General features: G+C 56.3%; 10 protein-coding genes and 1 riboswitch. Of the genes, 4 read left to right on the top strand and 6 right to left on the bottom strand.

Going from position 1 to position 12,795, the window contains the following annotated elements; genetic code table 11:
• Nucleotides 1-263: 263 nt before the first annotated feature.
• Nucleotides 264-1,301 (bottom strand): Fe(3+) ABC transporter substrate-binding protein, encoded by a 1,038-nt coding sequence (locus RA157_RS11465; protein ID WP_350333259.1) that lies wholly within the window; start codon nt 1,299-1,301, stop codon nt 264-266.
• Between the two features lie 245 nt (nt 1,302-1,546).
• On the opposite strand from RA157_RS11465, the gene RA157_RS11470 reads away from it, so the two are divergent.
• A complete protein-coding gene (locus tag RA157_RS11470; RefSeq protein WP_350333260.1) occupies nt 1,547-1,837 on the top strand; it encodes a (2Fe-2S)-binding protein in 291 nt (96 codons plus the stop codon).
• Between the two features lie 99 nt (nt 1,838-1,936).
• Complete coding sequence (gene bfr, locus RA157_RS11475) at nt 1,937-2,422, top strand: bacterioferritin (RefSeq protein WP_350333261.1); 486 nt, start codon at nt 1,937-1,939, stop codon at nt 2,420-2,422.
• Between the two features lie 72 nt (nt 2,423-2,494).
• Here the strand turns inward: bfr and RA157_RS11480 are convergent, their stop codons facing one another.
• The 5 genes from RA157_RS11480 to RA157_RS11500 all read right to left on the bottom strand — a co-directional run bounded on the left by RA157_RS11480 (nt 2,495) and on the right by RA157_RS11500 (nt 10,857).
• Nucleotides 2,495-3,283: a hypothetical protein gene (locus RA157_RS11480; protein ID WP_350333262.1), complete on the bottom strand. Its 789-nt coding sequence runs from the start codon at nt 3,281-3,283 to the stop codon at nt 2,495-2,497.
• A 68-nt stretch (nt 3,284-3,351) separates the two neighbouring features.
• Nucleotides 3,352-4,101, bottom strand: a complete 750-nt coding sequence (bcsS, locus tag RA157_RS11485; protein ID WP_350333263.1) for a cellulose biosynthesis protein BcsS — start codon at nt 4,099-4,101, stop codon at nt 3,352-3,354.
• 357 nt (nt 4,102-4,458) lie between these two features.
• Nucleotides 4,459-5,424 carry a threonine dehydratase gene (locus RA157_RS11490; RefSeq protein WP_350333264.1) on the bottom strand — a complete coding sequence of 322 codons (966 nt, stop codon included), beginning with the start codon at nt 5,422-5,424 and terminating at the stop codon, nt 4,459-4,461.
• 72 nt (nt 5,425-5,496) lie between these two features.
• Nucleotides 5,497-5,991, bottom strand: a complete 495-nt coding sequence (locus RA157_RS11495; protein WP_350333265.1) for a 6,7-dimethyl-8-ribityllumazine synthase — start codon at nt 5,989-5,991, stop codon at nt 5,497-5,499.
• A gap of 122 nt (nt 5,992-6,113) precedes the next feature.
• A riboswitch (FMN riboswitch) is annotated at nt 6,114-6,261 on the bottom strand.
• Nucleotides 6,262-6,339: 78 nt separating this feature from the next.
• Nucleotides 6,340-10,857 carry an ATP-binding protein gene (locus RA157_RS11500; protein WP_350333266.1) on the bottom strand — a complete coding sequence of 1,506 codons (4,518 nt, stop codon included), beginning with the start codon at nt 10,855-10,857 and terminating at the stop codon, nt 6,340-6,342.
• Between the two features lie 353 nt (nt 10,858-11,210).
• Here RA157_RS11500 and RA157_RS11505 point away from each other — a divergent pair, with 353 nt between their 5' ends.
• Both RA157_RS11505 and RA157_RS11510 read left to right on the top strand, forming a co-directional pair.
• Nucleotides 11,211-11,591 carry a phasin family protein gene (locus RA157_RS11505; RefSeq protein WP_350333267.1) on the top strand — a complete coding sequence of 127 codons (381 nt, stop codon included), beginning with the start codon at nt 11,211-11,213 and terminating at the stop codon, nt 11,589-11,591.
• Nucleotides 11,592-11,756: 165 nt separating this feature from the next.
• Nucleotides 11,757-12,635 carry a phasin family protein gene (locus tag RA157_RS11510; protein WP_350333268.1) on the top strand — a complete coding sequence of 293 codons (879 nt, stop codon included), beginning with the start codon at nt 11,757-11,759 and terminating at the stop codon, nt 12,633-12,635.
• Nucleotides 12,636-12,795: the final 160 nt, after the last annotated feature.

Consider the following 12,795-nt stretch of genomic DNA (forward strand, 5'->3'; position numbering starts at 1 on the left):
AAAGATTTCCAACAAAGCCGGGCTGGAAAAAATCCCCGCCCTTCGGGTCTATGGGAAAAACGCAGCCTGAACACAAATCAGGACTTGAATAGGGTTCACCTGTCCTGCGTCCTGACTTCCGTCCATTCTGCGTCTTTCCCATAGACAGAATAGGCGGAATTTGTGGGTCTGGACCCTAACAGCAAAAGCCGCCGAACAAAAGTTCGGCAGCTCTGTTATCTGTCGATAAGTGGCTGACTGAGAGCCACTTTCTCGTGAGGACCTTAGCTGGCGGGGCCGTCATCAAAGGCCACTTCGTCAACCAGCTCACTGGCCCGCTTGCGAAGCTTGGCAATCTCGTTGAGTGTCAGCTCGTCTGCTTTCAGCTCGCCCCAGCTTTTCACGCGCTCTGAAGCACCAACGCCCGCCTTGACCGGATATTCGAAATTGGCCTCGGCATAGATTTTCTGTGCTTCGTCAGAGGACAGGTATTCCATGAATTTCACGGCCGCATCACGGTTCGGCGCATGTTTCGCCATGGCCATGCCGGAAATATTCACATGGCTGCCACGATCCTCAGAATTCGGGAAGACGATACGAACGGAATCCGCCCAGTCCTTCTGTTCCGGGTCTTTGTCGTTCGTCTGCATCTTGCCCATGTAATAGGTGTTGCCGATAGCTACATCGCATTCACCGGAATAGATGCCCTTGACCTGCGCCCGGTCATTGCCGGATGGCTTGCGGGCCAGATTGCTCTTGAAGCCTTCCAGCCATTCCTTGGCGGCCGCTTCACCCTTATGGGCAATCATGGAGGCGATCAGGCTGATATTGTATGGATGCTGACCGGAACGGATGCAGATCTTGCCGTTCCATTTCGGGTCCGCCAGCTCTTCATAGGTCAGCGCTGTATCGGTGACGCGGTCTTTCGACACATAGGTGATACGGGCTCGGGTTGTGAGGCCGAACCAGTGACCTTCGCTGTCACGATAGGCAGCCGGCACGTTGGCGCTGATGACGTCGGATGTCACAGACTGGGTAACGCCAAGAGCCCGAGCGCCGTCAAGACGACCGATGTCAACGGTCATGATGACGTCAGCAGGGGAGTTGGCCCCTTCAGCTTTGATCCGCTCGCCGAGACCTTTCTTGGCGAACACCACATTGACCTTGATCCCGGTCTTCTCGGTAAAGGCTGAGGTGAGCGGTTCCAGAAGGAACGGCTGACGATAGGAGTAAACGTTCACTTCTTCAGAAAACGCGGATGTGGTGGTCGCACACACGGAGAGAAGCGCTGCACCGGCCAGAAGGCGAGCTGAAACTGTCATGGCACCTACCTTAATGAGCGAGGTCAAATACTCGCTAGTCAAGTTTGATTATCATCGCTCTTGCGAACGATACGCAATGGCAATAAATGTATCCTGACATTTAATGTCAACAAAAAACCGTGTGACTGCAGAAGTTTAGAATCGTTCTAGTTTATCTGTAGTTTCAAATAGTTATAAACAGGGGCGCAAGATATTGATGCGTCCTGAGTGCAGGTCGACATCTTGTGGTGTCATGGATGGGTGGCATGATCGTTTGTTCGTGTAATGTGTTTGGCGATCGGGATATTCTGCAGGCTGCAGACCGAATCGAATATGATGGCCGAAAGCTCACAGCTCTTGCCGTTTATGCCGAGCTCGGATGCCGTCCGCGATGCGGATGCTGTCGTTTGATGATCGAGTCTGTGTTGATGGGAGCAGGGCATAACGTCGCACTGCCGGACCCTGAAAAAAGCGATGAGCTGCATATCCGCCGGACAATCCCCGGTTCTTCCACGCTCAGCTACGTGCAGGATATGAAACGGGCTGCTGCCGGATAGGTGGATAAGTTTTTTAGAATTATTCTAAACTGTTGCGATCTGTCTCGCCCTTTGATAGCGTAGAAGCAGTACTAAAACCAAATTGCTTGGAGCGCTGTTATGAAGGGTGAACCTAAAGTCATTGACTATCTCAACAAGGCCCTGCGTCATGAACTGACTGCAGTCAGCCAGTACTGGCTGCATTATCGCCTGCTTGATGACTGGGGCATGAAGCGCCTCGCATCCAAAGAGCGTGAAGAGTCCATTGAAGAGATGGAACATGCAGACAAGCTGATCGAGCGCATCATTTTCCTTGAAGGTCATCCGAACCTGCAGCAGCTTGACCCGCTGATGATCGGCCAGGACGTCAAGGAAATCCTCGAATGCGACCTGAAGGCTGAATATTCTGCCCGCGCTCTCTACAAGGAAGCCCGTGACGTCTGCCGCGAAGAAGGCGACTACGTCTCCATGGAACTGTTTGAAGGCCTGATGAAGGACGAGGAAGGTCACATCGATTTCATCGAGACCCAGCTCGATCTGCTCGACAAGACCGGCCTGCAGAACTACATCCAGCTCAACGCTGTTCCGGCCAACGAAGCCGAATAAGACCGGCTGTAAGCTGCTCTTTTCAAGATTGTCAAACCCGCCCTTGTGGCGGGTTTTCTTATGAAAGATCTTTTAAGGGCGCTCAAGCCAGTCAGTTGCGGTACCGGTTTCCGGTCTGAAATAGGCAATCATCCGGCCATCGGCTGATGCCTTTGCCTCCGGTTGCCAGGGCGCCACGCCGTGAATGGCAAGACGGTGAATAACAGTCATCTCGCCAGGCCTGACAGGCAGCTCCCTGCGCTTGCAGATGTCGAAAACCTTGCGGCGCGTGGCCTGATAGATATCGGTCAGGTCCACATCCGGCCAATCCTCCGGTGGTGTATCGGCCAGATAGGCGCGAAAGGCGTCGCGAATGAGCTCATGGGATCCTTCCCAGACCACAAAGGGAGCCGCATCCGCATCCGCTTCCGTCAGAGGCACGCCCAGCAGAAACCCGTGAAACTCGCGGATATGTCGACGCCGGTCCGGGCCTTCCGCCATCAGCCCGTCCAGATGGGCCGCATCGCGATTGCGGCGATAGCGGTGGGCCGTCTCTGTCTCGTCATCATCTTTGAGCGGATAGCCCGGGTAGCAGATAGAGAGCTGGGCACGATCCCAGGCAAAGCCGTCAAGCTCAAGCACATCGCGAATGAAATCGAGCGCAGGGCCAGCCAGAGGCGGGCCATCGGATACCTGCCCGGTTTCCGAATTGGGCAAGGCATGCACGCCCGCGAACCAGGTTTGGCCATGGCGCAGCCAGCGGGCGTTCTGCGGGTCCTTTGCCGTTGCCTGTGCAACGGGAAGGGCGTGTTCAACCCAACGCTCAGCCGCCGGGTGAGCCGGGAACCTGATCCAGCCATGTCTGAAGAAGTCTTCTGTCACAAAACACTCCGAAGAAATCATACCGGAATGCAGATATGTGGCCAGAGCCTGGTCAGGTCAAGTGAACCCTAATAGAGATAACTGACGCCAACGCTTGTGTAGAAGGAGCTGTCCGTGTTGCGGCTGTCGCTGCCTCTGGTCCAGCCATGCCCGGCGGAAAGAGCGCCATAAAACCGGTCATAGAGCGGGCCCTGCAGAAAAAGGCCGAGACGGAGGCTGTCATAGTCCACCGCTCCCGAGACCAGCATGTCCGGGCCAAACAGATAGTCCTTTATCTGCAGTCCCGCGCGCAGGCGGGCCCAGTAGCTGTCAAAGACGGTGCTGTAGCTGCCGGACAGGCCGAAATAGGCCGGGCCATACCGGATATCCGCTTCTGCGATGGTCATGAAACCGACCCGTTCGCCCAGACGCTGGTTGCCCGGATCGGCTGGAAAGGCCTGATTGCGCTGATAATCCACGCCTGCAAAGCCTGCCAGTCTCAGCTGATTGCTGGTCCATTGATAGCCGACAAGTCCATGTGCTCGCGTCTCTCGTGTCTCCACTTTACCGCCAGGGACCGAGCTTGTGTGATAGGTCGTCAGCCCTTGTGACAACCCGCCACGCAGCAGAAAGCCGGATGCATCCACATCGCGACCGGGTGAAAAGGTGATGCTGGAGGAGAGGAAAAGACTGTCACCGGTCACATCCAGGCCGGTGAAACTGCGGAGGATGCGGGATTCAGGGGTTTTCTGCCAGAAGGCCACAAGGCTGGTCGGGTCAAAGCTGACAGTCTGAGCATGGGCAAGCGGTGCGGTGCCATGCCCCCACAGACAGAGCATGCATGTCACTATCAAGCGTCCGATGTGAACGCTGAGACATCTTTTGAAATCCTGCCCTGTCCGCCGTCCGGTATGCTGTTCAGGATACCACCCGGCGCAAAACGCCACTGCCACAAACACTTCCCCGCCTTGCGGTAGTCCGGACCACATCGTTGAGCGTGTGAGACATCCTGATACCACGACGGCAGGATATCAATCATGGGTAGAATTGCAAGAAAAGGTTGTATTTGATGTGTGCTGCGTGAGGGTATCACCTACAGCGTGCTTCTGAAAAGTTGATAGACTTTTCAGATAAAAGCTCGCGCAGAAACAAACTCTTAAAGCACCACTGCCAATTCAGGTTAAACGTCTGGTGCTTTAAGACACGGTTGGATGATGGCCGCCAAGAATGGTTTCCATCCAGTCGCTGTCGATATTCTGCCCGCTGAGAACAGCGCCAACACGTTGTCCAGCCAGTTGCGCCCGCTCCTTTGCAATGGCTGCAACCGCTGCGGCTCCAGCTCCTTCTGCAAGGGTGTGTGTTGTGGAGAAGATCAGACGGATGGCATCGGCTATTTCCCGATCCGTGACCGTCACGATATGATCAGCCCCCCGTTGAATAATGGCAAAGGCGTCTTCCGATGGCGTTCGCACAGCCATGCCATCAGCGAAAGTCAGGGCGCTGTTGGTATTGACCGTATGCCCCGCTTCAAACGATCTGGCATAGGCGTCTGCCTCCGTTGAGGTGACACCGACAATACGCGTCTTCAGTCCCAGCGCGTCGCGGGCGGTGATCATGCCGCAAATGCCTGACCCGAGCCCGATAGGCACATAGACCACATCCGGCTCAGCGGCCTGCAGGAATTCATAGGAATATGTGCCGACACCGGCCACCAGTTCAGGCGCAAAGCTGGGGACGAAGTGGAGGTCGCGTTCCTCAGATATCAGGCGCGCATGCGGCACGGCCTCGTCAAAGTCCCGGCCAATCTCTATGAGCTCAGCGCCAAAGGCCCGCATGGCCTCGTTCTTTTCCCGTGAATTGCCATGCGGCACCACAATCGTGCAGGGCACATCATAGGCGCGGGCAGCATAGGCAAGGCTCTGGCCATGGTTGCCGCGCGTGGCTGAAATAACCCCCTTGCCGGGTGTCCGCTTTGTCAGGGCATCCAGATAGCAGAGCCCGCCGCGCACCTTGAAGGCACCTGTTGGCGTATGGTTCTCATGCTTCAGCCAGATATCCAGCCCCAGAGCCTGCGCCAGATTGGGCCAGGCATAGCTGGGGGTCGGGCCGAAGAACCGATAGACGATCTCCTGTGCCGCTTCAAGCTCTGTCCGTCCGATCATGATATCTGCCTCGTTTCACGACAATCAGTCTGCAGCCGCATAGTTGCGGCTGCAGGGAATCACGGCAGAAGCTTACCGACTTAGCATGTCCATTGTAAGAACAGTCTGAATGACGGCCCGGGCAGCCTCCTGACCCTTTTTGACAAAGTGACCAGCGAAAAAGTCGAGATGGTCGCTGTGCTCATGGAAATGATGAGGTGTCAGCACCACGGAGAGCACAGGGGTTCCCGTATCAAGCTGTACCCGCATCATGCCATCGATAACGGCCCGGGCGACAAAATCGTGGCGATAGATACCACCATCCACAATCAGCGCTGTGGCAACGATTGCATCATAGGATCGCGTCTCGATAAGGCGCTTTGCCAGAAGCGGGATTTCATATCCGCCCGGCACGAAATGTCGCTCGATATTGTCTTCCGGCAGTCCGGCCTCAGACAGTGTGGCGACAAAGGACTGATGGCCCTTGTCCAGAATGTCGGAATGCCATCCGGCCTGAATGAACCCGATCCGGGCTTTGGCCAGAACGGTGCGGTCATCTTCAGCAAGGGGAAGGGGTGACTGATTCATGGTGCGTCCTTTCGCTCTCCAGAATCAGGGCGCACGCAAAACAAACCGTGTGCCTGAAGCTGACTCCTGAAAAGCGGACAGGCTTTTCCTGAAGGAGCCGCTCAAAAAGCATGACGGCATCATTCTGCTCTCTCTCATCCGGACTGTAACCGTCGGCTCCGGAATTACACCGGATCTGCTGACCCTGCAGCCGATCGCTACAGGCGCTCGCGGGCTTCGGGAGGTCCCGTCACCGCCGGTGGGGACTTTCACCCCGCCCTGAGAACATGCCGGTCAGACTGCCTGACCGGCTGAGGCGGTGATAGCGCCAGGGTTCGGGTCCCGCAAGCAGATTCTCAGGGTGCAGATCTATTCTGCCAGAACCCGCGTGTTCGGGAAGGTGATTTTCACCAGAGTGCCCTGGTTGACTTCGCTGTTGATGGCGAATTTGGCGCGGTTGGCTTCTGTCAGCGCCTTGGTCAGGGGCAGGCCGAGACCGGTGCCGTCATTCCCGGCGCGTGCGGTGGTGGAAATCTGCCGGAACGGTTCAAGTGCCGTCTCCAGATCATGCTCGGACATGCCGACGCCCGTATCGCGAACCCGGATGGAAACCTCACCGCTCTCCTCATAGGCCGTCGAGACGATCACCTGACCGCCCGCTTTGGTGAAGCGGATGGCATTGGAGAACAGGTTGAGAATAATCTGTCGCAGGCTCTTGGGATCCGCCACCACATGGGGAACAGAATCCGGCAGGCTGGTGCGGATGATGATCTGCTCACGATTGGCCTGTGGCTGCATCAGGGCGACGCATTCCCGGATCACCTCGTTGGCGTTGACACTCTCAAAGGCCAGATCCATCTTGCCGGCCTCGATCTTGGACAGATCGAGAAGGTCGTTGACCAGGCTCATAATGTGCATGCCGGAAACATGGATATCGCGCAGATATTCCTTGTAGCGGTCATTGCCGACGGTGCCGAAGCGCTCTTCCATCATCACTTCCGAGAAGCCGATAATGGCATTCAGAGGGGTGCGGATCTCATGGCTGATCTTGGCAACAAAGTCTGACTTCTGTGAACTGGCGGCCTCTGCGTGCTGCTTGGCGTTCAGGAGATCTTCTTCAGCGCGTTTCCACTGGGTGATATCGCGGAGAACAGCACAGAAACGCGGTGCATCGCCTGAATTGATCCGGCCAAGGGTCATGAACAGCGGGATCAGCCCGAACCCGTCTGCCTTACCGATAACCTCGCGGCCATCATTCAGCACACTGGCAACACCGTTCTGGGACAGGCCATCCAGGTAATCCAGGGCATCCCGATGGCTCTCTTCCGCCAGGAATTCCGTGAACGGACGACCAAGTGCCCGGGCGCGATCTATGCCGAACAGGGCTTCAGCGCTGCGGTTCATACGCAGGATATTACCTTCCATGCTCATCACCAGCACACCGTCGGTGGCTGTGTCGAGAATGGTCTCCAGCTCCTGTTCCGGATTATCCGGGTCACTGGCATCCATTGCCGTATCCGGCATCAGGGTCAGCAGCATTCTGTCGTGATGGATATCTGTTTCATCCAGCGGCAGCATTTCCATCACGGCCAGCACATCGAGCCGGTCGCCCGTGGCAGAAACGCCTTCAAGTGGCATCGGCTCGTCAAGGGTGCCCGCAAAGGCATTTTCGAAAGCCGGGAACAAGCGGTCAAGACCACCGGACAGGCGGATGTCATCAACACTGTCAAAGCCGGTCAGTGCCAGAAAAGCCTTGTTGGCATGCAGCAGTTCGCTGTCCTCGACAACGGCCAGGGCCGCAGCCACCACATCGATCAGCTTGGCGCTGTCGGGCAGAGACATGGTTCGAGGTGCGGCCAGAGGAGCGCTATCTGCTTTTCCTGTCTCGGAGAGTTCAGGAATTCCAGAGGATTCCGTCAAAGTCGGGAACTGAGAGATCACAGCGGAATCAAATGCCCCGAAGCCGGGATTGTTTTCGCCTTCTTCAGCAATGCCGGTTTCGTCTGTTTCCGGTTCTTCAGTGCCAGTTTCAGAGACTGTTTCAGCGTCAATTTCGGGGGCTGCTTTGTCAGCGCCCGTCTGGTCCGTTTCGTCGGACGCTGCAACATCCTCAGCAGGGTCAGAGAGACTCTGGTCCTCTTCCATTTCTTCGGGAGATGTCACTGCATTGGAAACAGTGCCAGTCTCAACACTGAGGTCTTCAGAAACCGGCTGGTTCGAATCCTCACCCGGAGCCGTGTCCGCTGTTGAGGTTTCCGATGTATCATCCTCTGATGACAGGAGGTCCGCGTCGGCCTCTCCAGAAACAGACTCAGAGAGGAGGTCAGTGGCGCCGTCTTCCGATGCTTCAGGCGTTTCGGCATCAATTCCGGTTTCGGCCTGGTTCTCAGGCAGTGTTGCATCTGCATCCTGAACCGGATCAGTTTCAGCATCTGGCTGACCCACATCCGGTTCTGCCTCAGCCTCTTCTGTCGGTGCTTCAGCAGCGGGTGTACCATCCGGGCTCTCGACAGAGCCTTCTGTTATCGAAGCCTCCTGCGAGGCTTCTTCGCCGGGGCCAAGCTCTTCGGCAATCTTGCGAAAATTGGCCCGCTCTGATGGTGAGAGAGACAGCTCATCTTCATCCGTATCAGTTTTTGACGGGCGAACCGGCAGCGGCTCAGACTTTGATCGCTCAGAGATTGCCTTGACCAGCGAAGCAATGGTGCCCTTGCTGGGCGATTTCTGTGCTGCGGGTGATGTGACCTTCACAGCAGCTTCATCCTCGACATTGTTGTCGTTGGCTTCAGATGAGGTGTCGCTTGACCAGTCCACATCAAGATCATCAGCAACCGTCGTACCGAAGCGCGGCCCGCCACCTTCTGCGCCGAGCAGGGCATGATCATCAGATGTGGTGTTGTCTTCTGGGGACGCGTCTTCCGACGGTGACGAAGTGTCCACTTCAGTGTCGGATGGAAGCACCTCGGCGCGCTTGTACCGCTTGCTGGATACCCCCTCAATCAATGCCATGGCCATGACATCTTCCGACGGCGCAGTCTCATCGTCTGCTGTGTCTTCTACATCAGCAGAACTTTCAGCTGCAGCATCGGATTGGCCTGCCGCTTCGTCAGAGGCAACGGCGTCTTCCCCGGCTGCAAGGTCCGGTGTCTCCGCATCAGGTTCGTCGGATGCATCATCCGGCTGCACAGCATCATCGCTCTCGACCGGTGCGCTTGTGGTGTCTTCACTCAGTTCTGCTGAAGGGGCCTCAGCCTCAGTCTGGCCTTGCTCGACGTCCGTAATTTCGGATGAAACATCTGGAAGCGCTTCAGACGCTTCAGGCGTTTCAGTAGAGGCCTCGATTTCCTCATCAGGGCCCTGTTCTTCAGGAGACGCAGCTGGGTGATCGGCCATGCGACCGGTCAGGCTCAAGCCTTCTGCGTCAGGTGCGTCAAAAGCTTGGCCGACCCGACAGACACCAAATCCGCGGAAGCCGGAAAAGGCGCTGTTCTCATGCATGGGGAGGGCGGCCAGATCCACCGGCACACGTTTGGCTTCCCCTTCAACGGGCCAGTTGACGGTAATCCCGCTCCAGGTATCCCGGCGGAGCAGGGCAGAGGCCACTTTCCCCATCGGGTCAAGGGAGAGGCTGTCATTCAGGCTCAACCAGTCACGACCGGTAACGTCAGCCACATCAGGGCCAAGTGTTTCCGGGAAGTCCTGAGAAACAAAGGTGAAGACCGCTTCATCATTCATCTCCCAGACAAAGCGTATCGCCTGACTGCCGGAGTTGAACCGGAAGGGCTTGCTGTCCCTGCCTGTATCGGCGTTGTCATCGTGAGCTGAAGACTCTGAAAACGCCTCATCCCGTGCGTCTTCTTCTGTTGGCTCTGCAGCAGGCGAATCCGGTTCGGCTGCACTTGTATCCTCTGCAGAAGGCTGGTCTGTCTTATCAGCGGATGCGAACAGGTCCGGCGTTGCCTCCGCAACAGGATCGGGCTCCGGGGATCTGTCCGGCTGGCCTGGCACTGTGTCTGCCGTGTCATCGTCGCTTTCGGTCACCGCTCCGATTGAAGAGGTCAGATTGTCCACCAGCCGCAACGGCATGGGCTTGGTCTGTTCATCTGGTGTATCCACCTGACCCCGGTCAGGATATTGGATAACTTCTCCACCAGAACGCTCTTCCAGGCTCGTGATAGCGGACTCCTCTCCAGCTGGAGCAGGATCCTCCACCGTGCGTTCCAGCTGGTGATTGACCGGCCCCACATAGAGATAGATCAATTGGGGCTCGCCATCTTCCTCAACGGACAGCGCTGTGGCCTCGCGCGGGCCTTCTGCCAGATCGAGCACCCGGTCCACCAGGCCGGTCAGAAGTGTGTCATCAATCAGGGCGTCCACAGCATCGGACTGCTCTGCCAGAGCTTCAAAGCCACCTGCTGCGCCAATGACCGGACCATCCGGGTCGAGAATGGCGGCAAGGCCTGTTTCTCCGGCAAGAATATCCGCCAGTCTTTCAGCCCGCTTGCGGCGCTTGCGCAATTTGACATCTGCATCATTGGCAATCAGCAGGACCGCATCCTCATCAAGTGTAATGAGTTTGGCCAGACAGGTGACATTGATGGACTTGACGCCAATGAAAAATCTCAGCCGTTCCAGAATGGGAACATTCGGGCGCGCATTGCGTCCGATACGGGCAATATGAGGGCGAACAGAATTGGACAGGGGGAAGCGCCGGTCAAGCAGGCGGAGCATCGAAGTCTCGCCAAGAAATGACAGGCCGCTTTCATTGGCCCACAGAATGCGTTCACCTGACTGGGACCACACCCAGGCCGGACGGGGATCCAGAAGCAAGGTCGCAACAGCCGGGTGGGCGGCTGTCTTGAAATAGGCAAACATCTGTCCGTTCATAAGATCGACCCGATTACATGTCTGTTTGCCTGAAATAGAGCGGCAGACAGATTGGTACTCATTAATAGATTGTTAACCTAGCCCGTCTCTTGCGACGGGTCTATGAAAAGGCGGCTTTATCGTCAGACTCTCGTGAATTGTAGTTAATTCATGTGGATATTGCTGCAGTGCAGCAAATGTGTTATATGACCCCTATCTTGCCCGTCGCTATAGAGACAGGGTGGCGGGTTTTGGCAAGGCATTGTGGGTCTGTCCACATGGTGCCGTTACCAATCTATTGAGAAAAACCGGGCCTTTTTTCGTATTTTCGGGAACACGGCCATCAAAGCGGGCATGCCCGCATGGAGCATAGAATGTCTAAGACACCGGAAGTGGAAATTCCTGAGCAGGTTCGGGAAATGGCCGAAAAAAGCGTCGAGCAGGCCCGCCAGACTTGGGAAGACTTCATGGGTCAGAGCCAGCAGGCCATGGCCAAGATCGAGAACAGCTCTGACACAATCCAGTCAGGCGCAGCTGAAATCAACGACAAGGCACGCAGCTTTGCGGAAAATTCTGTAACCGCTGCCTTTGACTTTGCTCAGGCCATGGCGCGGGCAAAAAGCCTTGAAGAAGTGGTGAGCCTGCAGCGTGATTACATGCAGAACCAGATGAAGGCTTTTGGTGAAAACGCCCGTGAAATGGGCGAGGCCGCAATGAATACGGTCAATGAGTTTGGCAAGAAAGCCAGCGAATAAAGATATTGTGCGTTGCAATAAATTGTTGCAACGCACAATAAATCACATTAGTCTCTTTGGAAATGGCGTCAATCTGTCGATGAGTTCAGGCGTCCATGGTGGGGCGTGATGGGACGCTCCGGCTGCTCGGCCTCTCTGCCTCGGCAGCAGACAATGGAGAGTGTGATGACCACGAGTGAATCAAAGACACCGACCAAAGGGGCTTCCGGTGCCAGCAAGGCCAGCCGGTCCCGCGCAAGCCGCCCGTCGGCTGCAGCCAAGACCAAGGCACCTGCACAGGAAACAGCGGCTGTGAAAACCGCCCCGGCGAAAACACCAGCAGCGAAAGTGTTAGCAGCCAAGTCACCGGCTGCAAAGACTGCCAAGACAGATACGGCTAAAGTGGCCGCAGACAAGGCCCCGGTGGCCAAGGCGACAACTGCTAAAACGACTGTGGCCAAAACGCCGGCAGCAAAAACCGCACCTGTTAAAACAGACACGGCACCGGCTCCGAAGACGGAGACCAAAGCTGCTGATGTCAAACAGACCGTCGCAGAGAAGGCTGAAGCCAAGCCTGCGAAAGCTCCCGCAACCAAAGCAAAGGCTGAACCCGTGAAAACTGTTCCGACCCCGCAGGCGGCGCTGGCCGCATTTGATATCAATGCCGTTGAAATTCCTGAAGTGGTGCGTACTGCTACGGAAAAGAGCATCGAGACAAGCCGTCAGGCCTATGACACGATCCGTGATATGTCGGAAGAGGCCGTTGACGTTCTCGAGGCAACAATCGATACGGTTCGCAAGGGCGTTATCGACATGAACGCGGCCAACATGGATCTGTTCAGAACCCATGCAGATGCATCTGCGGCTTTCTTCAAGTCAATTGTAGAAGTGCGCTCGGTTGCCGAGGCAATGGACATCCAGGTGGCATTCACCCGTGAGCGGACCGATGCACTGGTTGAGCATGGCAAGGCTGTGAGTGAGCGGTCCAAGGTGCTCGCGGACGATCTGTCTGCTCCGGTCAAATCTGCCGTCGAAAAGAACATGAAGCGCTTTAAGGCCGCCTGAGGCCTGCCTGCTTTGCCTGACGAGGCAGCATCATCCATGTGAACAGGGAAGGGGCTTTTGCCCCTTTCTTTTTGAATTCATTAAGTTTTCAGAGTGGGAAGTCAGGTGTTCCGGGTCGATGCGGAAGGGCAGAAAAGGCCAGTGTGAGGCACCTTTGGAA

The organism is Coralliovum pocilloporae, from assembly GCF_030845175.1.
Classification (GTDB): domain Bacteria; phylum Pseudomonadota; class Alphaproteobacteria; order Rhizobiales; family Cohaesibacteraceae; genus Coralliovum; species Coralliovum pocilloporae.